The sequence below is a fragment of the Hirschia baltica ATCC 49814 genome, from assembly GCF_000023785.1.
GTDB classification, from domain to species: domain Bacteria; phylum Pseudomonadota; class Alphaproteobacteria; order Caulobacterales; family Hyphomonadaceae; genus Hirschia; species Hirschia baltica.
Genome location: NC_012982.1, coordinates 1,474,552 through 1,495,438, shown reverse-complemented (window position 1 = coordinate 1,495,438; position 20,887 = coordinate 1,474,552). Strand labels below are relative to the sequence as shown.

Here is a 20,887-nt window from a genome sequence, read left to right as displayed (position 1 = left end):
TCATCACCAATTGCGACCAAGATCGAGATGAACTACACACTTTGTGTGCAGTATTGCTTATTAAAGAGCCACTATCACTTGATCCTGCTACCTATAAATCACCGATAAACCGGCCTATATTAGAGTAAACAGAATATGTTACAGATGTCACACATCGGATTTGTTTCGTCAACAGAACATCCTTCTGACGTGATCACAGCTGCGTTATCTATGTTGTCTGATGGGTATAAATGCGCCCTTGTTTTCGTAACGGATATTCTAGGCGGAGCCGTGCGCGCACGCGGAGCAGTGATGGTTGTATGCGAAAATGGCAATCATGCAGGCTATTTATCGGGCGGCTGCATTGATGCTGATGTCAAATTACAGGCTCAGAACGCGATCAAAGACTCTAGCTTCAAAAAGCTACGTTATGGAGAGGGATCCCCTTTTTATGATTTAAAGCTTCCTTGCGGTGGCGCTATAGAAGTCTCGATTTGTCCAAACCTCGCACCAGCCGTTTTAAACGCAATCGTTCAAACACTTGAAAACAGAAAACCAGTAGACATAAAACTGGGAACACTTGGTCAGGTGCTCATAAACAACGATACGAATTTGATTCAACCTCCCAATCCAAGCTGGAATAACGAATCTTTTTCCGTGCGCTATCAACCCAAACTCAAATTACGCATAGCAGGTCGCGGCGCTGACCCTCTAGCTTTGTATCAAATATCACGCTCTGCCGGCATTCCAGTTACACTCTGGTCCCCTGATGAAGAGACATTGTCAGCTATTTGTTCCAAAGGTGAGGAAAATTGTACTCATTTGAAAACGCCTCATAGCTTACCCAAAAATACAGATGACCAATGGACGGCTTTTGTATTGATGTTTCACGACTCTCAATGGGAAACCCCAATATTACAAAATGCCCTATCGGGTAACGCCTTCTATATCGGAGCTGTTGGAAGTAAAAAAACACACGCTAAACGTGTTGAAAAACTCCTTGAATGCGACACACCCAAAGCTGACATAGATCGCATTCATGCGCCAATTGGCTTAGTTCCTTCTTTGAGAGACGCGTCAATGCTAGCAATATCTTCACTAGCTGAGATAATTTCTGAATTCCAAAAGTGCCATCAATAAAATGACACCTCCTGAGCTAACAATTGTTTTACTCGCCAGCGGGTTATCAACCCGATTTTTAAAGGGCGACAAATTGCTTGCGGAAATCAATGCCAAAACCATACTTGAACACACAATAGAAAGCTTTTCCGAGCTGTCTGCAGTAAAGAAATTAGCCGTCGTGGGCTCTCAACAATATCAGCGTAGCAATCTGCTCAAGCAAAAAGGATGGAATATAGTCGAAAATCCAAATCCTGAATTGGGCCAAGGGCATTCTATAGCATTGGCGGCAATACACATTGTTACTTCAAAGAAACCAACAGATGTACTTATATGCCTAGCAGATATGCCTCTCATTCCCGCTCATCATTTCAAGAAACTTAAAGATGCGCGAGATGAACAAGCCGAAATCATTTACACCCAAACAGACGATTATATTGGCCCCCCAGCATTATTTAGAGCACATCTATTGCCAACTCTACAACTGCTCACCGGCGACACTGGGGCTAAATCAATATTGCCAGCAAATACACAAACCAAACGCATTCCATTACATTCTGATCTTGCGTTGGACATAGATACAGAACATGATCTCAACAAAATGAACCAATACCTAAATTAGTCACTGAGCGCATTCAAAAAAACAATGACACAAGCGCCCAATCAAAACTTAAATAACAAGCCAAACGCGTTTAATGAACTCGAGCAAATTGCGAGCATCTTATCTCATGACGTTAAAGGCAGTTTTCATCACATAACTTGCTTTACCGACCTCATCAGAAAAGAACTAGATGCTGGCAATATAGAAGTTGCTCAATCTTACCTATCAATTATTGATCAAAGCGCTGACAAATTATCTCAAATAATCTCAGAACTCGTTGCCTACGCCAACTTGCACAAGTTGGTAAAACACGAAACACGTACGAACCTAAAATCGTGCTTACATGCAGCCATAGATAAATTAGCCCCCACAATAGCTCAAACGTCGAGCACTATTCACATCGATGTATCAGGTGAGCTACGCATCGATACAGCACTTATGACTCAGGTTTTTGTGCACATATTAGAAAATGCGATCATATATAAGCATCCAAATCGGTTGCCAGAGATACATATTTCTAGCGATCACTCAGAAGAATTTCTGACCATTAGCATAAAAGACAATGGCTCTGGAATTCCTCTAAAATTTCAAAACCAAGCGTTTGATCTCATGCGAAGATTTCATACCGCCCCGCAATATACAGGCCACGGTGTCGGACTTGCAAAATGCAGACGTATAATAGAATTGCACGGTGGAACTATCAATTTGGATTCTGAATACGTTGATGGTTGCAGAATTTTGATAACTTTCCCCATAGATCATAAAACGGCATAAAAAAACCGCCTCCCAAATTTGAGAGACGGTTTCTTTTAATTTAAAACAACAAAACCTTATGCAGGTTGGATGTTGTCCACAGCCATTTTTCCGCTGCGTTTGTCTTGTGCAGTATCAAAAGATACTTTTTGACCTTCTGAAAGGCCGTTCATGCCAGCACGTTCAAGTGCAGTAGCGTGAACAAACACGTCGTTGCCGCCATTGTCAGGTGCAATAAAGCCGAAGCCTTTAGTGTCGTTGTAAAATTTTACTGTTCCAGTTTCCATGAAACGCTCCTGTATTTTGTAGTGAGGTACGACAACATGTCACGCCTCGGTAGTTCGAGTTTCTTTGGAGGTTTCTAAACTTACGACACACAAACGCCGTTTATGCCTGAATTTCCGGCCAAAATTCGAGCCCTAGATATGTATCTTCTATAAAAAATAGCAAGCCTAAAACGACAAAAGAATGAGATGAATTCGTGTTTTCATTGAATAATCATACAAACACACCCCTTTTTTCCACTATTTCACACCTAAACGCACTTGCTTGCTAAGCATTCCCACGCCGAAACTACAGTAAACATCTACCCAAAATGAGATTCGCACTCGCGAAACCATACCTCAATATAGAATTTAGTCATTGTGACGGGCTCAAATTATTCCCGTTTTAGGTATCTTCAAAAGTCACTCACTTGAGACAATGGTCAGAAATCGATACCTTTTCCCTAATCCCCTATTGATGTGAGATTAAATTGACCCAATCAGTATACCAGGACTTCAACGGCCCCATAGCCGAAATAGTGCTCAACAGACCCCAAAAACGAAATGCTTTATCTATTGATATGTGGGCCGCCATACCACCCTTAATTGATCAGGCCGAAAACAATAAAGAAATTAAAGTTGTTATTCTTCACGGCGGCGATGCTGGCAATTTTGCAGCTGGAGCGGATATTTCTGAATTTGCTAAGATCTACAATACTCCAGAAACAACCAAGGCATCGGGCGAAACAATTGCAAAAGCACTCCACGCCATAGAAAATTGCAGCAAGCCTACTATTTCGGCGATAGATGGCATTTGTGTAGGAGGGGGTGTAAGCCTTGCAATGGCAACAGATATACGCATTGCAAGTGAAGATTCCAAATTTGGCATAACGCCTAGCAAGCTGGGAATTGTGTATCCGGTTGGAGACACAAAGCGTCTCCTGCGTGCTGTAGGCGCTGCAACAGCAAAAGACCTTCTATTCACGGCAAGGCTAATTCCTGCACAGGAGGCTCTCGACAAAAAGCTAATCGACAGACTTGCGACCGACCAGACTGCATTACAATCCGCCAGAGCTCTGAGCCATGAGATCTCCAATGTTTCTCAGTGGTCGCTGAGAGCAACTAAGAAAATGATCAATGGGATAATGAACGAAGGATGGGATTCTAATTCAGAAGAGGCTGAAGCGCTTTTCTTGGAAGGATTTGCAAATGAAGACTATCAAGACGGTCACAAAGCATTTTTAGAAAAACGTCCTGCCAAGTTTACATTCAAATAGCTTCATTGAACAATCAATATTCAAATCACCAATTCAAGCTAAAAACTCAATACACTTTCAGAACACACATCAATGACCGCAGATATAGAAATTCTTGTCTGCTTTGTAACTGAGTGATACAATAATGTTTGGATATCTCTTAGATGATTGTGTCTCTTTCAGGGGGAAAGTATTAAACTAACCCCCTGAAGAGATTGGTGAGCCCGACAGGGATCGAACCTGTGACCTATTGATTAAAAGTCAACCGCTCTACCGACTGAGCTACGGGCTCTCAAGTGAGAGGCCGCAACATATGTATCTAAGCTGATGACGTCAACAATATAATTGCGCTTTTTAAATATTTTTTTTACGCCACTTTTTTGGTGTAATTTGCAACGATAATATCTCTATAGACCACCAGAGAAATTGAGTAGCATATTATGAAAAAAACGTTTCTATTCATATCACTAATTCCACTGTTATATATTTCCTCTTGCGCTTCTTCCTCCAAATCTACCGATCAGACTGAAGAAGAAAAAAGCGCTGTAAACGTCGCAGTGACACAAACGGGAGACGGAATTGGCGATGCCACTTTTCAACCCTTAACAGATTTAAACCTACGTCGCGAAACGATTCCTCAAATTCTACAAGACTTATCCACACCCTATGAAGCGGTTGGGATAGGGTGCGATACAATTATGTATGAAGTCATCCAACTAGATAACATTCTCGGCCCAGATACTGACAGCACATTAGAGGTAGAGGAAGAAACTCTTAGCGAAGAAGCTGGAGAAGAAGTCGCTGATTTCGCCCTAGACACAGTAAGAGGTTTTACGACTGACGCGATACCATTTCGAAGCCTTGTTCGTCGCGCAACTGGAGCAAAAAAATACGATAAGAAAGTCAGAAGGGCTTATGAAATGGGATTAAAAAGACGCGCTTATTTGAAAGGCATTGGTCACGAGCGGCATTGTCTCCCACCAGCGGCCCCCTATTTATACGAAAAACAAATAGACAAATCACCTATAGAATACAGAAAAGCAGAGCCAGATTGATCACCTGCCTTCGAATATAAAAAGGCCACTTCGCATAATTTGCAAAGTGGCCTCAAAATTCAAAAATGCAATTTATTTTCTATGCAAGTACAGCTTTGATGATTTTACCCGGCTCGCGCGGCGGCTCACCTTTAGGAAGCGCATCTACGTTTTCCATGCCTTCAGTCACTTCACCCCAAACAGTGTATTGACCATCAAGGTAAGATACATCGTCTAAACAGATGTAAAACTGACTATCAGCTGAGTTGGGATCTTGCGCTCTAGCCATAGAACATGCACCGCGAACATGCTTACCAGAATTGAACTCAGCCTTAATCTTCTTACCGCTTCCGCCCATGCCATTGCCTTGAGGACAACCACCCTGCGCAACAAACCCGTCAATAACACGGTGAAATGTTAGACCATCATAAAAACCTTCACTTACAAGCTCTTTGATCCGCGCAACATGGTTTGGCGCTAAATCAGAGCGAAGATTGATTTTCACATCACCTTCAGCAAGTGTAAAAACGAGCGTGTTTTGAGAATCGCTCATAATATTTATCCTTCTTTATCTTCAGAAACAAAAACGACAGATGGTGTCTGCGGCAGACTACACACATCTTTATCGCGCCCCATTCTATCTAGAAACAGGCTGAACATTGGACCATCATTGCGCATAACCCACGCTTCAGGGCGATCTTTGGGGGCAAGATCCGAAACCATCACAGCAGAAACCAAAATGTCTGGGCGCTCTGGTGGCTCACCAATCGTTAGAGATTTAGCAACATCCAACCCTTCTAACATACGTCCCCATGATGAATATTTACGGTCGAGAAATCGCGACTCATCGCGCATAAGAAAAAATTGATCTTTCCCACTATTTGGATCATTTGTACGCGCCATTGAAACAACACCTGCACAATGCGGCATCCAGCTCTCTACCCGCTTGTCTTCAGAGTAATTAGCAAGTTCATCTTGTCTCGTTTCAATCGGAAACCCATTATAAAACCCAGTATACTGACTCTTAGTCTGATCTTCTTCATTGATCACGGTAAGCACAATTGATTTTGGATCACGGCGAAATACAAATTCACCATCTACAGCCTCTAAATCAGGTTCGCGCCCTAAAGTAGCAGCAATATCACCACCTTGCGCCATAAATCCGGAAATAACGCGGTGAAACTTAGTTCCACTATACAAGCCTGTTCGCACAACTTTACGAATTTGCGCTACGTGGTTTGGTGCAATTTCCGGCGCAAGCTCAATATACACGACACCTTTTGTGGTTTCGAAAATCACAAGATTATCTGGATCAACTGACCGCCAGTTTTCAGGATCTGCTTGAACAGACTCTTTTGTGTATTCAACTTGTGCCATTGCCATAGGGGCGAATGCGCACACACCAATAGTGGCCAATGATAAGGCAATTTTTTTAATCACAGCAATTCCTGCTCTACTTCGTTTTACCATACTTAGCGTATAGACGTTGGCTTACACCATCTGGAACGAAAAGGTCTATGTCCCCATCCAGTCTAGCAATCTCTTTTACCAGTCTGGAAGAAACAGCTTGATGCTCTGGGTCAGCCATTAGAAAAACAGTTTCAATGCTGCTATCCATTTTCTGATTCATTGCAACCATCTGAAATTCATATTCAAAATCAGATACAGCACGCAAACCGCGCACAATAGCATGAGCATTACATTGGTCCGCAAAATGAATAAGAAGGTTGTTAAAAGGCTTCGCCTCAATAACCGCATCTTTTGCAAACTCGGCTGTTTCCTGCAAAACCATTTCTACACGTTCTTCAACGCTGAATAATGGCCCTTTTGACTCGTTCACTGCGACGCCAATCACCAATTTATCAACAAGCTTTACAGCTCTACTGATGATATCCATATGGCCATAAGTTATCGGGTCAAATGTCCCGGGATATAAACCTATTTTCATTTGAGCGTCGCCTCTCCCGATTGGAAACCACTTTGCGGCACCCGCAAAATTATGACCGATCGTTACTCTTGCTGGTCGTTAGATGAGTCATTGGTTTCTGAATTTGGCTCACCTTCTGGTGCACCATCAATGGCTACATCAACAATTTCAGCGCTGCCGTCAACATTCTCCTCGGTTTCATTTTCGTCTACATCGCTTTCTTGCTCAGCGAGACGCTCCACAGACACAACACGTTCTTCACCACTCGTGCGCAATACTTTCACACCTTGAGTTGCACGTCCCGCAATCCGTATCTGCTTGGCTGGTGTCCGAATAAGTTGCCCTGCATCAGTCACCAACATGATCTCATCCCCATCTTCAATCGGGAATGCGGCAGCAAGACGGCGCCCAGCATTGAGTTTGTGCGCAATCAACCCTTTTCCACCGCGTCCAGTCACACGATAATCATAAGCTGAGGCACGTTTTCCCATACCATCTTCAGTTATCGTCAGTAGGAATTCTTCTGCGGCACCCAATTCAGCAATGCGTTCAGGAGAAAGCGCTGCTTCATCACCCTCATCATCTGCATCAGGTTCCGAAACAACATCTATTTCGGTATCACCCTCTTCTTCACCCAATGCACGACGCATCGCTGATGCATGTTTAAGGTATGCGCGAGCCTCAGGCGATGTGATATCCATGTGACGCAAAACAAGCATTGAGATGACTTCATCTCCATTCGCCAAGCGAATTCCACGCACTCCAGTAGATGTCCGTCCAGTAAACACACGTACGTCTTCGACTTTGAAACGGATACATTGGCCCAAAGCCGTCGTTAGCATGACATCATCATCTGGAGAACAAATCTGGACGCCAACAATACCGTCATCACTACCAGCAACTTGCGCTTCATCTAACTTCATCGCGATTTTACCATTACGGTTTACTTGCGTGAAATCTGAGAGTTTGTTTCGGCGCACACCACCCGAACGCGTCGCAAACAATATGTTCATGTTTGCGCGTTCTTCCTCATCTTCAGGAAGCGGCATCACGGATGTAATCGTTTCACCTTTATCCAGAGGAAGCAGATTTACCAGAGCTTTACCGCGTGATTGCGGTGTACCAAGAGGCATACGCCAGACCTTGGTTTTGTAAACCATACCAGTAGAGGAGAAGAAAAGAACTTCCGTATGTGTGTTGGCGACGAAAAAGCGCGTAACGGCATCTTCTTCTTTTGTCCCCATACCAGAACGTCCACGACCACCACGATGCTGCGTCCGGTAGATAGAAAGAGCTGTCCGTTTAGCATATCCGCCATGAGTAAACATAACGACCATGTCTTCTTTCTCAATGAAGGCTTCGTCGTCCATGTCCAATTCAGCTTCAATGAACTGAGACCGCCGTGGGATAGCAAATTCTTCGCGTACAACCCGCAATTCTTCGGTGATTATTTCCATCACGCGAGGACGTGAAGACAATATGTCTAGATAGTCTGCAATCCTATCGGCTAGACCACGTGCTTCATCGCCAATTTCATCACGTCCAAGCCCTGTTAGGCGCTGTAGACGCAAGTCAAGAATAGCGCGAGCCTGCTCTTCAGAAAGTCTAATTTCACCTACTTCATTTGCAACAGTTCGACGATCTGCAATCAAATTGATAAGCGACAGCATATCCTGAGCTGGCCAGGCTCTATCCATCAATTTCTCACGTGCTGTTGATGGATCTGGAGAATGGCGAATAATTTTGATGACCTCATCAATGTTGGCCACGGCCAATGCCAAACCAACCAACAAATGCGCTCTAGCACGTGCTTTATTGAGTTCGAATTTTGTCCGGCGAGCAACCACTTCCTCACGGAAGATGATAAAGGCCTGCAGAATAGCTTTAAGAGACAACAACTCTGGACGCCCGCTATTGAGCGCAAGCATGTTCATTCCAAAAGATGTCTGCAATTGTGTGTATCTGAAGAGCTGATTGAGGACCACTTCGGGCGACGCATCGCGCTTGACTTCAACAACCACACGAACACCATCACGGTCACTTTCATCGCGCATGTCCGCAATGCCTTCAATGCGTTTATCACGCACTAATTCCGCGATCTTCTCAATCATAGACGCCTTGTTTACCTGATAAGGAATTTCAGTAAAAACAAGAGCTTCACGACCATTTTTTAATTCTTCAATTGAACTTTTTGATCGCATAATAACTGATCCACGACCAGTCATTAGTCCGGACCGAGAACCTGCCCGACCAATGATCAATGCACCTGTTGGAAAGTCAGGTCCAGGCACGATTTCCAGAAGCGCTTCATCATCAATATTTGGATCTTCAATCATCGCAATTGTTGCGTCGATGACCTCTCCAAGATTGTGAGGCGGAATGTTGGTCGCCATCCCCACAGCAATACCACCACCACCATTGACAAGTAGGTTTGGAAACCGCGCGGGTAGGACGATTGGCTCTTTCTCAGAGCCGTCATAGTTTTCCTGAAAATTGACCGTGTCTTTGTCAATATCAGCGAGAAGGTGGTTTGCTACCTTTTTAAGTTTGACCTCTGTGTAACGCATGGCAGCCGCAGGGTCGCCATCCATTGATCCAAAATTTCCCTGGCCATCCAACAAAGGAAGCCCCATTGAGAAATTTTGCGCCATCCGCACTAGCGCGTCATAAACAGATTGGTCACCGTGTGGGTGATATTTACCAATTACATCACCAACCACACGAGCAGACTTTTTATACGCTTTGTCGAATGTATAACCCTGCTCACTCATCGAGAACAGAATACGGCGATGCACAGGTTTCAAACCATCACGCACATCTGGTAGTGCACGACTAACGATCACGCTCATCGCATAGTCCAGATAAGATTTTTTCATCTCATCTGAAATATTTATAGGTGATACACCATCTTCGCCCGCGTCGAAACGAACAGGTAGCTGAGGATCGTCCGGACCACCAGCTTCCCCATTGGCAGCGTCTAAGCCATTTTCAGGGTTTTCGTTTTCTGGATTTTCAGTTTCGTCAGACACGCGCAATTCCTACCTACTAAGACGAGCGCATAAAGTGCGCTCCGATTCTATAGATTCGTAGATTAGTTTACGACGCTTTCTGTCATATTACCAAACACTGTTGTGCTGTTCTGAGGTGAAACACGCACTTTTCGGTAGCTAAAATGTATTTTTTCGTATTCTGAGGCGCCTTAGAGACATTTTCATCACAATTCGCTGGTTACCAAGGAAAATACAAAACAGGTATCAGGCTCCCTTTATTTGGATTTTTCTACATAAAGAGCATAAAAAAACGCCGACCTTTCATCTAAAACAAAAGATCGGCGTCATGCATTTTAAATATAAAGGACTTACAGCCTAGATACTAGAATGGAATTTCGTCGTTCAGGTCAGCTGAGAAATCTTCGCGTGGGCCATCAACTTGACGCGGTGAACTATCACCATAACTTCCACCGTCTTCACTCACGCCGCGACCACCGCTTGGCCCATCGCGACCATCCAGCATTGTCAGCGTTGAACCAAAATTACGCAAAACAACTTCAGTTGTGTATTTTTCTTGACCTTGGTTATCAGTCCATTTGCGGGTTTCAAGCTGGCCTTCAATATAAACCTTAGAGCCCTTTTTAACATAGCGCTCGACGATTTTCACCAAACCTTCAGAGAAAACAGCCACGCGGTGCCACTCTGTTTTTTCTTTTCGTTCACCGGAATTGCGGTCTTTCCAGCTTTCAGACGTCGCCACAGTAAAACTGGCCACAGAGCCACCATTTGGGAATTGGCGTATTTCTGGGTCTCGCCCCAGATTGCCCACTAGGATAACTTTATTTACTGATCCGGCCATGTAATCGTCTTTCCACTCGGCTATTCATTTAATCGGCAGACAATATACGCCTCCCACATACTATTCTAGCACTGTTATTCACTTGAAACCATTTGTTAACAATAATTTTGATTAATGTTCTCTTTATGTTCTATAACCCGAGAATTCAATTGTAAAGAGAGCAAATCACTACTGACAAAAACGTGTCATCAAACACCTTCCATTCCAGCAAACGATAAGAAAAATTAACTCACACGAGTTTCCCTTTTCGTTCTCCTATTCTATGTCTTGTACATAAGCTGCGGCAATTACAGAGTCGTTTGCATTAGATAGACCAATCTAAAGATCCAAAACTTCAGAGCGAAATCATGTCTACAGAACTAAAATCTATCCGCGTTCGCGGTGCAAAAGAACATAATCTGAAAAATGTAGACATAGACATTCCCCGCAATGAACTTGTGGTCATGACAGGATTATCTGGATCTGGAAAATCCTCATTAGCTTTCGACACAATCTACGCAGAAGGCCAGCGCCGCTATGTAGAAAGCCTATCGGCCTATGCCCGCCAATTTCTGGAATTAATGCAAAAGCCAGATGTTGAATCGATTGAAGGCTTGTCGCCAGCCATTTCCATCGAACAGAAGACGACATCCCGCAATCCCCGCTCTACAGTTGCCACAGTTACTGAGATTTATGACTATATGCGCCTACTCTGGGCGCGTGTTGGTATTCCTTATTCGCCAGCAACAGGTTTACCCATCCAAAGCCAAACCGTCACACAAATGGTTGATCGCACAATGCAGATGGAAGAAGGCACACGCCTTTATCTTCTGGCCCCAATCGTGCGCGGCCGCAAAGGCGAATACCGCAAAGAATTTGCCGACCTTTTAAAACGTGGATTTGCGCGTGTAAAAGTTGATGGTGAATTCTATGAACTAGAAGATCCACCAACACTCGATAAAAAATTCAAACACGACATCGATGTGGTCGTTGATCGCATAGTCGTTCGAGACAATATGAAACAACGTCTTGCCGAAAGTTTTGAAACAGCGCTTGAACTCGCAGAGGGTTTAGCTGTCGCTGAACTTGCAACCTTAGAAGAAGGCGAAACCACGCCAAAACGGATCATTTATTCATCCAAATTTTCATGCCCCGAATCTGGTTTCACCCTACCTGAAATTGAACCTCGGCTATTTTCTTTCAACAACCCATTTGGTGCATGTCCGTCATGTGATGGATTGGGTGAACAGCTAAAAATGTCTCCGGCCTTGATCGTGCCCGATCACAGTAAAACGCTTGAAGGCGGCGCAATTGCACCTTGGGCCAAGTCTTCATCGCCCTACCAAATTCAAACTTTACGCGCCATATCTCGTAAGTATGATTTCAAATTGGAAACACCGTGGAACAAACTTTCAAAAAAGATCCAAGACATTATCCTGTTTGGAACAGGCACAGATGAAGTTGATTTTGTTTATGATGATGGTGCACGCCGTTATGAAGTCACAAAAACATTTGAAGGCGTTATCCCAAACCTAGAACGCAGATGGCGTGAAACCGATTCAACTTGGGTGCGTGAAGATATTGCAAAATATCAAGGCTCAGCACCCTGTCGCGCCTGTGATGGCTTCCGTCTTAAACCAGAAGCACTGTGTGTAAAAATTGGCGATGAACATATTGGGCACATCACACAGCTTTCCATCAAAAATGCCAAAACTTGGTTTGATAACGTTGAAAGCAAGCTTTCATCTCAACAAATCGAGATTGCGACACGTATTCTCAAAGAGATCAGGGATCGCCTTAAATTCCTCAATGATGTTGGCTTAGACTATTTGGGATTATCGCGATCATCAGGCACGTTATCAGGTGGTGAAAGCCAACGCATCCGATTGGCCAGCCAAATCGGGTCAGGCCTAACTGGTGTCCTCTATGTTCTAGATGAACCCTCTATTGGTCTTCACCAGCGAGATAATGAACGCCTTCTTGAAACCCTGCGTCATTTGCGTGACCTTGGAAATTCTGTTCTCGTCGTTGAACATGATGAAGATGCAATTTTGACAGCAGATTTTGTGATTGATATGGGGCCGCGCGCCGGTGTGCATGGCGGGGAAGTGGTTGCTGCTGGAACGCCGGCCGAAGTTCAAGCAAACCCAAACAGCCTTACCGGAAAATATCTAAACGGGGTTGAAGAAATCGCAATCCCCAAACGTCGTCGCTGGGGAACCCGTACAAAGAAGGTTTCTCTAAAAGGCGCAACCGGCAATAATTTGAAAAATGTTGATGTTGAAATTCCGTTGGCAACTTTTACATGTGTTTCCGGTGTATCAGGTGGCGGTAAGTCAACACTCATTATTGAAACACTGTACAAAGCGCTCGCACGCAAACTTCAAAACACCTCGGCTGCACCCGCGCCTTTTGAAAGCTTAGAGGGATTGGAACATCTCGATAAAATTATCGATATTGATCAATCACCAATCGGACGTACGCCCCGCTCAAACCCAGCCACATACACCGGTGCCTTTGGTCCAATCCGCGATTGGTTCACAGGTCTACCTGAAGCCAAAGCACGCGGATATAAAGCAGGCCGTTTCTCTTTCAATGTGAAGGGCGGGCGCTGTGAAGCATGTCAGGGTGATGGTGTCATCAAAATCGAAATGCACTTCCTGCCCGATGTCTACGTCACCTGTGAGGAATGTAACGGAAAGCGCTATAATCGCGAAACACTCGAAATTCTCTACAAGGGCAAATCTATCGCCGATGTACTGGATATGACGGTGGAAGAAGCCAAAGGCTTTTTTGCGGCTGTACCGGGCATTCGCAACAAAATGGAAACACTCTACCGCGTTGGCCTCGGTTATGTGAAAGTTGGTCAGCAAGCTAACACATTGTCTGGTGGTGAAGCACAACGCGTGAAACTCGCGAAGGAATTATCGCGCCGCGCCACTGGCCGCACCATGTATATCCTTGATGAACCAACAACCGGTCTACACTTTGATGATGTCCGTAAACTTTTGGAAGTTCTTCAAGAGCTGGTAGACAATGGCAATACAGTTGTTGTGATTGAGCATAATCTTGATGTCATCAAAACAGCCGATTGGGTCATTGACCTTGGCCCAGATGGTGGCGATGGCGGCGGTGAAATCGTGGCTGTTGGTACACCCGAAGATATTATCAAAATTGATGCGAGCCACACTGGCCGTTTCCTTAAAGAAACACTGGAACGCCAAGCAGAACGCAGTGCGCGCCAGAAAGAAATTCTCAAAGCAGCAGCGCGTGCAGAAATCACTGCTTCTGAAGTCGCAGACTATGAAGCAGACGAAAAGCTTAAACGCAAACCACGCGCACCTGCAAAAACCAAAGCGCAATTGGCTGCAAAAACATCCAAAGCTAAAACAACGCGCAAGAAAAAAGCTCCAACCAAATAAGGTTGGAGCTTTAAAGCAATCTTATGTCTTCAAACCAGATAGGTTAGCTTTCAGAAGCTTTTTTACTAAGAGCTTCAAGCTCTTCATCTGACGGACGCAAACCTTTATAGAGATACGCAATCAACGAGATGCTGACGATTGATATCACCGCGTTTATAAAACCTTCGATAGAACCAACCGCAAACAATTGCGCCAAACTAGCCTCATGCAGTTTGTCTTTCGCTGCGCCACCTAAAATCAATAAATTCGTCACACCAATGATAATTCCACCCACTAGTACCATTGGAAATATCGCTAAAAGCAAGGAGGCGACAATTCTCCAAAAGTTTCCTTTTGCAAAACTCCATGTTTGAAACACCATCATTCGTTTTTCGGAAATCGTTGCTGCAGTAACAAATGTCAGGCGTACGCTCACAAAAATCAGTCCACACAAAAACAGCAGAGCTATAACCAGCAAGATAGGTCCATTACCTGTTCCCAATGCAGCAGCAAACTGCTCCATAAACAGATCTGGATTGGTTGATGCAAGCTCAGGATCTAGCCCGCTACTTGCGACAAGGATGGATGCTGCGGCAACAAGCAAGATAGCCAGAAAACCACCCACAATACCAAAAATCAAAACCAACGATAATGTAACGCCAAGAACGCGAATTTCATCAATACCGAAACCAATCCCAATAGGCGGATTATATTCATCACGAATAACGTGTCGATAAATCCCAACACCAACAACAATGCTAGTCAGCATAAAGATACAAAAAACGCCAAACGCTGTAAAACCAGAATTCACGCCATTGCTAGCATCTATTGCGGTACGCACGGATTGCATTTGATACCAAGCAGACACGCCACCCAACAAAATACACGCAGGGATCCAACGCTGCCAATTAGCAGCCAAGTATTTGTAGGCAACACCAATACTTTCCAAAATTGGCACTTTGCCCGCTGGTACTTCTGACATTTCAAAACCTTATTTTGCTTAATTTCGCTGTAGCTTCTTCATACATTGCTTAAGCTGTAATTGTGACCGTGGCTATCGTAACGACTACTAAAAAAATGGTTACAATGAAACTCCCGCACCACATTATAAAAGCCCTCAAAAAAGATGTTATTCGGCCGCTATCAAACACGACGCGTAATGTTCTGTACAAATATATAAATGGATAGAATATCAGCACGAACACAAAAATTTCTGACAAAAACTTTGGTAATACAAAACTTACCGTCATTAAAATAAACAACATTGTCAGAAAATGCAGCGAAAGCACGACATGGTCATATAAATACACACCACGCTTAAACGGATACAACACGCCAAGCCCAATAACCATGAAGGGAAGCAACAGAAAAGCGATACGTGGAGCCCAATTTTGGACCAATAACCAGAAACGTTGAGGCTCCTTCAGGAGGATGTTTATATTCTCTGTCACTAGTTGAGAATAAGCTTCCATCCCTTCTCCAAAGTTCAAATCGTCGACTGAAAGTTCTTTACTTTCAATAGCCTCTGGATTCTCGCATATCTCTTCCCATTTAGCAGCGGCTTCAGGATCTTCCTTAATCTCTGCACGCGCCTCTTCACAGGCTTTGGCAGCATTTGGAGCTAGATTAAAGAGGTTTTCCACATCATCACCAGATGCCCCAACAACAAAAAAAGTTGTAAAAAACAGCAGACTAGCAACTAAGTAAAGCCGAAATGGGGGCACATGTGAGGCGCGTTTTCCATCAATATAATGACGCGTAATCCTACCCGGACGAAGCAAAAGCTGCGGCAAAGTTCGCCACAAACGGCCATCTAATGATAAAAAATCAGATACCCCCTCAGCTACAAGCGACCAGATAGGTCTTTGAAAATCATCAGCTAATTGCCCACATTCATGGCAATATCGACCGGTAAGAGCGGTCTTACAGTTTTGACAATTGGTAAACTTTGGCTTGTTTTTTTTACCGGCCCGTAAAGAGCGCGCCAACCCCCAAAGGCCCCCAGCTTCTATTTCACTACTCATATGTTGCCCCAAGGATTTCCAACATCTGCCGCGTTCTAAATTGTCTACAAAGACTCACCCAAAATGAACCGATTTATCGTGTAATTTAACAAAAACACCTGATAAAAGGATCAAAAGTGTAATAACCACTACCCCTACTTTAAAAGCTGTGTTTTTAAAGGCAACTTTCATATCCCTACCCCAGTGAGATAATACCAGCTAATGACGCAACTAGACAATGACGCCAATCAGAAATCAACCCTAGCACCTATCCACGTTATTGGCGGCGGTATGGCGGGATGTGAAGCTGCTTGGCAAGCGGCTAATCTGGGTGTGCCTGTAATTCTACATGAAATGCGTCCTACTAAAAAAACTGAGGCACATCAAACAGATGGATTAGCTGAGCTTGTGTGCTCAAACTCCTTTCGTTCCGACGATTTTGAAAATAATGCTGTTGGGCTTCTTCATGAAGAGATGCGCCGCGCTAACGGCCTTATCATCTCCACAGCGCATGATCACCAAATACCCGCTGGCTCCGCTCTCGCTGTTGACCGGGATGGTTTCTCCCAAGCCGTTACAGCTAAAATACAAGCCCACCCTCTTATTACGATTGAACGCGAGGAAGTCCCCGGCATCCCTCCAGCAGAATGGGACAGTGTTATTATAGCAACCGGCCCTTTGACGTCTCCTTCTATGGGAGAGGCCATAAAGGAATTAACCGGGGAAGACGAGTTATCCTTCTTCGACGCCATAGCTCCGATCGTTTATTATGATAGCATTGATATGAGCAAAGCGTGGCGACAATCTCGCTATGATAAACCTGGTCCGTCGGGTGAGACTGATGCTTATGTCAACTGCCCGATGAATGAAGAACAATATCTGGCCTTCCTTGAGGCATTGAATAATGCACCAAAAACTGAGTTCAAAGAATGGGAAAAAGACACACCCTATTTTGAAGGCTGCTTGCCTGTAGAAGTTATGGCTTCTCGAGGCCCTGAAACACTGCGATACGGCCCATTGAAACCCGTGGGTTTAACAAACGCACACCAGCCTGATGTCAAAGCACATGCGATTGTTCAGCTGCGCCAAGATAACAAGCTTGGCACACTTTGGAATATTGTCGGCTTCCAAACAAAAATGACTTATGGCGCTCAAAAAGACGTATTGCGTATGATTCCAGGTCTTGAAAATGCCGAGTTTGCGAGACTTGGTGGTATCCACCGCAACACATTTATCAACAGCCCTAAAGTGCTAAACAACAAGCTACAACTTAAAAACCAATTGCGCATTCGCTTCGCTGGACAGGTTTCCGGCGTTGAAGGTTATGTTGAAAGTGCAGCGATGGGATTATTAGCAGGACGTTTTGCTGCATTTGAACGCCTAGGCAGAGAAATAAGCCCTCCACCAGAAACGACAGCCCTAGGCTCACTAATATCCCATGTCACAGGTGGACACCTTATAGGTAAAGCAACATTCCAACCTATGAATGTAAATTTCGGCTTATTTCCAGACATAGATTTTGCCAAAGCAGATCCAGAAACAGGGAAAAGATATCGCGGCAAAGATAAAAGCCGCGCCAAAAAGAGAGCACAATCCGCACGAGCACTCAAAGACATTCAAGAATGGCTAGGAACACAGAGTTAGAAAACACTTATGCAACGAGCTCCAAATCTAGGGAATTTGCACCTCAGTGCATTTCCTTGGATTTCAATTTAGCTTGGCAAAAGCGCAATATTACACCAGTAGTCTACAATCACTTTCGCAATGTGATCATAACTTTTGATGTCAAAGGGTTTTTGGATATACGTACTAACGCGAGAAAGATAAGCTGCATTTACATCTGATTGCGCTGCCGAAGTCGACATCATTATCACCGGAATATTATGCAACTTAACATTGTCGCGAATTCGCTTCAAAAACTCAATACCGCTTTCGCCTGGCATATTGAGGTCAGTAATAATCAGGTCGGGGAGATATTCACGCTCTTCTAGCAATTGAATAGCTTTTTCACTTCTAAGGGAACAAACTAAATCCACGTTCGGAATCACCTTTAAAAGCGCTTTTTTTATAAACAACTGATCGATTGGGTCATCATCAACCAGCAAAATTTTGAAATCAGATCTCACTACTATTTCCTACAAACACGCATAAAAGATCTGCCGCTGCCCCTTCTCAAGCACCAGAACTTAAGTTAACTATTAAAAACGTGGAAAATCTTATGTTTCCTTGAGCGGATAGATAACAGACGCTGCGCGTGAAAACAACAATTCAGCAAACAGACTAAATTCTCTCTATTTCAGACACTTGATCAAATATGAAAAATATTTAATTTTTCTGAGTGGGAAAAATCAGTGAATTTCTACCCTAAATGCATGTGCGTTCCAAAACTGAATATAAAAACCAACTTTCATAACCTCAAATTAGCAATAACAGCATTTGTCCTTTTCTCTCTCAATTGCTTGAGCGCTCGCAGGGAAGTGATCAAGTTTCATAAATTTTGACCTCGCAACACATAGGAATCTATCATTCTACTATGATAGTTCAGTGCTAAATCATACGTTCAAATGAAAGCTCCTCCTATGAAATTACTTAGACGATTGAAATTATTGATTGCTGTTTCCTTTTCATTTGGTCTTGTCTCTTTTGCCCCATTAGCCGTAGCGGATCAGCCAGAAACACGACCTAAAATAATATTCTTCGATGTAAATGAAACGCTTCTCGATCTAGACGCCATGAAGTCATCCGTGAGCGAAGCTCTGGAAGGCCGCGAAGATCTAATGGCGTTATGGTTTTCTACCATGTTGCATCACTCCCTCGTTGATACCAGCACAGGCCAATATCACAGCTTTGGAGACATTGGCGTAGCCGCCCTAATGATGGTTGCCGAAAATAACAACATCGAGATCACGCCAGAGGCCGCCAAATCCGCCATAGCTACACCGTTGACTTCCTTGCCACCCCACCCTGATGTGATTGGCGGGCTCCAACGCCTAAAAGCAGCTGGCTACACAATTGTAAGTCTCACAAATTCGTCTAATGCTGGTGTAAAAGCTCAATTTGAATTTGCAGGTCTTACCCCCTATTTCGACCAACGCTTAAGCATTGAAGACATTGAAATCTACAAACCCAATCTAGCCGCATATGACTGGGCGTTGAAAAAAATGAATGTCGAGCCACATGACGCTATGCTTGTTGCAGCGCATGGTTGGGATATTGCCGGAGCCAAAGCAGCCAACATGCAAGCCGTATTCGTAGCCCGTCCGGGCAAAGCTCTCTACCCACTCGCCAAAGAACCAGACTTCATCGTAAATGGTATCGATGAATTGGCTGACAAGCTCATCAAATAAAAAGTAGCCTAGGAAGGTTTGCTACCTAGACTTTGCTTATCTTCCCGCTGGCCATCGCTTTAAAGATACTCCACCGGCGCCCTAAAGGGGAAATGCCTTTGCCTGTCATATAGGCAGGCATTGTCGCCACATACAAAACAGCCCCGCCAAATTCCGGTGGTATAGTCGGGAAAGCTTGCTGAACAGCTTCAAGGCGAGGCGCAGCACATGGACTACCTATACGGGCAGAAACATATCCACGCCCACAAGCAGCGATCGCATCCTGATAAGGCTCAATCTCTAGTCTCAAAATTTTAGCAGCACATAGAGCAATCCAAGCGCCTGTCTCCATACGCGGTGGCTTGTCGGCATTCTCTATACCATCCAACACATCATCATATGCATTCAGCAACCCATCTACCATTGGCTGCATATCCGGCATGTCGCAAAACTCATCTTTCAGCGCCAAAGCCAAATCATGGGAGCGCACAACACTGCCTGAAAATATTTGATCTAAAACCTCACGCCACCATTGTACGCGGATTCTACCGAGCATCGGTTCTGATACACCTAAGGCACGCTCCAACTCATGTACCAAAGAATAAAAAGCCACAAGTATGGCTCTTTTGCTCTTTGGAGCGTATCTACTGGCCAACCATCGATCTTCATCCGAAGATTTTAGTTTATTTTCCAGCTCTTCGTTAGGTGCGCGGATTTGGGGGCTAGTCGTATTGGTCATGAAACCATATATGGACAGTAACGTTATATATCTAGCTGTTCATTTAAAAAAAGAGGACATACCAATGGCTTTCGAACTTCCTGCACTCCCATACGCAACAGATGCACTAGAACCTCACATGTCTGCGAACACTTTTAGCTTTCACCACGCAAAGCATCACAACGCATATGTGACAAATTTGAATAAGATGATTGAAGGCACTGACTTCGCAGGCAAATCACTTGAAGAAATCATCAAGTCTTCTGATGGCGGTGTATTTAACAATGCGGCTCAAGTGTGGAACCACACATTCTTCTGGCACTCAATGAAACCACAAGGTGGCGGCGAGCCAACTGGTGCGATCGCCGACAAGATCAATGCAGATTTTGGGTCTTATGCTGCATTTAAAGAAGCTTTCGCTACAGCTGGTGCGACTCAATTTGGTTCTGGTTGGGCTTGGCTTGTCCTTGCAAACGGCAAACTAGAAGTGCGCAAAACTCCAAATGCTGAAACACCTCTTACAGAAGACGGTGTAACACCGCTTCTAACCATGGATGTTTGGGAGCACGCATATTACCTAGATTACCAGAACGCACGTCCAGTTTACATTGAAACCTTTCTTAGCGAACTCGTGAATTGGGACTTCGTAAACCAGAACTTGGCAGACGCTAGCTAGGAT

General features: G+C 44.2%; 19 protein-coding genes and 1 tRNA gene. 9 read left to right on the top strand and 11 right to left on the bottom strand.

Annotated features, from left to right (window positions below; translation table 11 throughout):
* The first annotated feature begins 135 nt into the window (after positions 1-135).
* Genes HBAL_RS07145 through HBAL_RS07135 form a run of 3 tightly spaced genes read left to right on the top strand, consistent with a single transcriptional unit; the run spans position 136 to position 2,473 of the window.
* Positions 136-1,119 (top strand): XdhC family protein, encoded by a 984-nt coding sequence (locus tag HBAL_RS07145; RefSeq protein ID WP_015827269.1) that lies wholly within the window; start codon positions 136-138, stop codon positions 1,117-1,119.
* A 1-nt stretch (position 1,120) separates the two neighbouring features.
* Entirely contained in the window at positions 1,121-1,720 is a 600-nt protein-coding gene (locus tag HBAL_RS07140; protein WP_015827268.1) for a nucleotidyltransferase family protein, read from the top strand.
* A gap of 24 nt (positions 1,721-1,744) precedes the next feature.
* Entirely contained in the window at positions 1,745-2,473 is a 729-nt protein-coding gene (locus HBAL_RS07135; RefSeq protein WP_015827267.1) for a sensor histidine kinase, read from the top strand.
* Positions 2,474-2,529: 56 nt separating this feature from the next.
* On the opposite strand, the gene HBAL_RS07130 is transcribed toward HBAL_RS07135, so the two are convergent.
* Complete coding sequence (locus tag HBAL_RS07130; protein ID WP_015827266.1) at positions 2,530-2,739, bottom strand: cold-shock protein; 210 nt, start codon at positions 2,737-2,739, stop codon at positions 2,530-2,532.
* Between the two features lie 467 nt (positions 2,740-3,206).
* On the opposite strand from HBAL_RS07130, the gene HBAL_RS07125 reads away from it, so the two are divergent.
* Positions 3,207-3,992, top strand: coding sequence for an enoyl-CoA hydratase/isomerase family protein (locus HBAL_RS07125; protein WP_015827265.1), 786 nt, complete (start codon positions 3,207-3,209; stop codon positions 3,990-3,992).
* A 195-nt stretch (positions 3,993-4,187) separates the two neighbouring features.
* Here the strand turns inward: HBAL_RS07125 and HBAL_RS07120 are convergent.
* A tRNA-Lys gene (locus HBAL_RS07120) sits at positions 4,188-4,263 on the bottom strand.
* 148 nt (positions 4,264-4,411) lie between these two features.
* Here HBAL_RS07120 and HBAL_RS07115 point away from each other — a divergent pair.
* Positions 4,412-5,026: a hypothetical protein gene (locus HBAL_RS07115; protein WP_015827264.1), complete on the top strand. Its 615-nt coding sequence runs from the start codon at positions 4,412-4,414 to the stop codon at positions 5,024-5,026.
* A gap of 79 nt (positions 5,027-5,105) precedes the next feature.
* Here the strand turns inward: HBAL_RS07115 and HBAL_RS07110 are convergent, their stop codons facing one another.
* From HBAL_RS07110 to ssb, 5 genes are all read right to left on the bottom strand, one after another.
* The gene (locus HBAL_RS07110; RefSeq protein WP_015827263.1) at positions 5,106-5,558 is read right to left on the bottom strand and encodes a peptidylprolyl isomerase; all 453 of its coding nucleotides are present in this window, start codon (positions 5,556-5,558) and stop codon (positions 5,106-5,108) included.
* Positions 5,559-5,563: 5 nt separating this feature from the next.
* The gene (locus HBAL_RS07105; RefSeq protein WP_015827262.1) at positions 5,564-6,445 is read right to left on the bottom strand and encodes a peptidylprolyl isomerase; all 882 of its coding nucleotides are present in this window, start codon (positions 6,443-6,445) and stop codon (positions 5,564-5,566) included.
* Positions 6,446-6,458: 13 nt separating this feature from the next.
* On the bottom strand, positions 6,459-6,953 hold the full coding sequence (gene coaD, locus HBAL_RS07100) for a pantetheine-phosphate adenylyltransferase (RefSeq protein ID WP_015827261.1): 495 nt from the start codon (positions 6,951-6,953) through the stop codon (positions 6,459-6,461).
* 62 nt (positions 6,954-7,015) lie between these two features.
* Positions 7,016-9,961 carry a DNA gyrase subunit A gene (gyrA, locus tag HBAL_RS07095; RefSeq protein ID WP_015827260.1) on the bottom strand — a complete coding sequence of 982 codons (2,946 nt, stop codon included), beginning with the start codon at positions 9,959-9,961 and terminating at the stop codon, positions 7,016-7,018.
* A 343-nt stretch (positions 9,962-10,304) separates the two neighbouring features.
* The gene (ssb, locus tag HBAL_RS07090) at positions 10,305-10,781 is read right to left on the bottom strand and encodes a single-stranded DNA-binding protein (RefSeq protein WP_015827259.1); all 477 of its coding nucleotides are present in this window, start codon (positions 10,779-10,781) and stop codon (positions 10,305-10,307) included.
* 347 nt (positions 10,782-11,128) lie between these two features.
* On the opposite strand from ssb, the gene uvrA reads away from it, so the two are divergent.
* Positions 11,129-14,182: an excinuclease ABC subunit UvrA gene (uvrA, locus tag HBAL_RS07085; protein ID WP_015827258.1), complete on the top strand. Its 3,054-nt coding sequence runs from the start codon at positions 11,129-11,131 to the stop codon at positions 14,180-14,182.
* A 43-nt stretch (positions 14,183-14,225) separates the two neighbouring features.
* On the opposite strand, the gene HBAL_RS07080 is transcribed toward uvrA, so the two are convergent.
* Positions 14,226-15,143, bottom strand: a complete 918-nt coding sequence (locus HBAL_RS07080) for a hypothetical protein (protein ID WP_015827257.1) — start codon at positions 15,141-15,143, stop codon at positions 14,226-14,228.
* Positions 15,144-15,192: 49 nt separating this feature from the next.
* Positions 15,193-16,185, bottom strand: coding sequence for a DUF3667 domain-containing protein (locus HBAL_RS07075; protein WP_015827256.1), 993 nt, complete (start codon positions 16,183-16,185; stop codon positions 15,193-15,195).
* A gap of 201 nt (positions 16,186-16,386) precedes the next feature.
* Here HBAL_RS07075 and trmFO point away from each other — a divergent pair, with 201 nt between their 5' ends.
* A complete protein-coding gene (trmFO, locus tag HBAL_RS07070) occupies positions 16,387-17,808 on the top strand; it encodes a methylenetetrahydrofolate--tRNA-(uracil(54)-C(5))-methyltransferase (FADH(2)-oxidizing) TrmFO (RefSeq protein WP_015827255.1) in 1,422 nt (473 codons plus the stop codon).
* A gap of 68 nt (positions 17,809-17,876) precedes the next feature.
* On the opposite strand, the gene HBAL_RS07065 is transcribed toward trmFO, so the two are convergent.
* Complete coding sequence (locus HBAL_RS07065; protein WP_015827254.1) at positions 17,877-18,290, bottom strand: response regulator; 414 nt, start codon at positions 18,288-18,290, stop codon at positions 17,877-17,879.
* A gap of 453 nt (positions 18,291-18,743) precedes the next feature.
* On the opposite strand from HBAL_RS07065, the gene HBAL_RS07060 reads away from it, so the two are divergent.
* The gene (locus HBAL_RS07060; protein ID WP_041301467.1) at positions 18,744-19,511 is read left to right on the top strand and encodes a haloacid dehalogenase type II; all 768 of its coding nucleotides are present in this window, start codon (positions 18,744-18,746) and stop codon (positions 19,509-19,511) included.
* A 25-nt stretch (positions 19,512-19,536) separates the two neighbouring features.
* Here HBAL_RS07060 and HBAL_RS16295 read toward each other — a convergent pair whose 3' ends face one another.
* Positions 19,537-20,229, bottom strand: a complete 693-nt coding sequence (locus HBAL_RS16295) for a squalene/phytoene synthase family protein (RefSeq protein ID WP_015827252.1) — start codon at positions 20,227-20,229, stop codon at positions 19,537-19,539.
* A 64-nt stretch (positions 20,230-20,293) separates the two neighbouring features.
* Here HBAL_RS16295 and HBAL_RS07050 point away from each other — a divergent pair, with 64 nt between their 5' ends.
* On the top strand, positions 20,294-20,884 hold the full coding sequence (locus tag HBAL_RS07050; RefSeq protein ID WP_015827251.1) for a superoxide dismutase: 591 nt from the start codon (positions 20,294-20,296) through the stop codon (positions 20,882-20,884).
* The last annotated feature ends 3 nt before the right edge of the window (positions 20,885-20,887 follow it).

Bases quoted from the DNA above. Each gene is read 5' to 3' on its own strand.
- HBAL_RS07145 (WP_015827269.1), top strand. From the start codon at position 136: ATGTTACAGATGTCACACATCGGATTTGTTTCGTCAACAGAACATCCT.
- HBAL_RS07140 (WP_015827268.1), top strand. From the start codon at position 1,121: ATGACACCTCCTGAGCTAACAATTGTTTTACTCGCCAGCGGGTTATCA.
- HBAL_RS07135 (WP_015827267.1), top strand. From the start codon at position 1,745: ATGACACAAGCGCCCAATCAAAACTTAAATAACAAGCCAAACGCGTTT.
- HBAL_RS07130 (WP_015827266.1), bottom strand. From the start codon at position 2,739: ATGGAAACTGGAACAGTAAAATTTTACAACGACACTAAAGGCTTCGGC.
- HBAL_RS07115 (WP_015827264.1), top strand. From the start codon at position 4,412: ATGAAAAAAACGTTTCTATTCATATCACTAATTCCACTGTTATATATT.
- HBAL_RS07110 (WP_015827263.1), bottom strand. From the start codon at position 5,558: ATGAGCGATTCTCAAAACACGCTCGTTTTTACACTTGCTGAAGGTGAT.
- coaD (WP_015827261.1), bottom strand. From the start codon at position 6,953: ATGAAAATAGGTTTATATCCCGGGACATTTGACCCGATAACTTATGGC.
- ssb (WP_015827259.1), bottom strand. From the start codon at position 10,781: ATGGCCGGATCAGTAAATAAAGTTATCCTAGTGGGCAATCTGGGGCGA.
- uvrA (WP_015827258.1), top strand. From the start codon at position 11,129: ATGTCTACAGAACTAAAATCTATCCGCGTTCGCGGTGCAAAAGAACAT.
- HBAL_RS07080 (WP_015827257.1), bottom strand. From the start codon at position 15,143: ATGTCAGAAGTACCAGCGGGCAAAGTGCCAATTTTGGAAAGTATTGGT.
- HBAL_RS07075 (WP_015827256.1), bottom strand. From the start codon at position 16,185: ATGAGTAGTGAAATAGAAGCTGGGGGCCTTTGGGGGTTGGCGCGCTCT.
- trmFO (WP_015827255.1), top strand. From the start codon at position 16,387: ATGACGCAACTAGACAATGACGCCAATCAGAAATCAACCCTAGCACCT.
- HBAL_RS07060 (WP_041301467.1), top strand. From the start codon at position 18,744: ATGAAATTACTTAGACGATTGAAATTATTGATTGCTGTTTCCTTTTCA.
- HBAL_RS16295 (WP_015827252.1), bottom strand. From the start codon at position 20,229: ATGACCAATACGACTAGCCCCCAAATCCGCGCACCTAACGAAGAGCTG.
- HBAL_RS07050 (WP_015827251.1), top strand. From the start codon at position 20,294: ATGGCTTTCGAACTTCCTGCACTCCCATACGCAACAGATGCACTAGAA.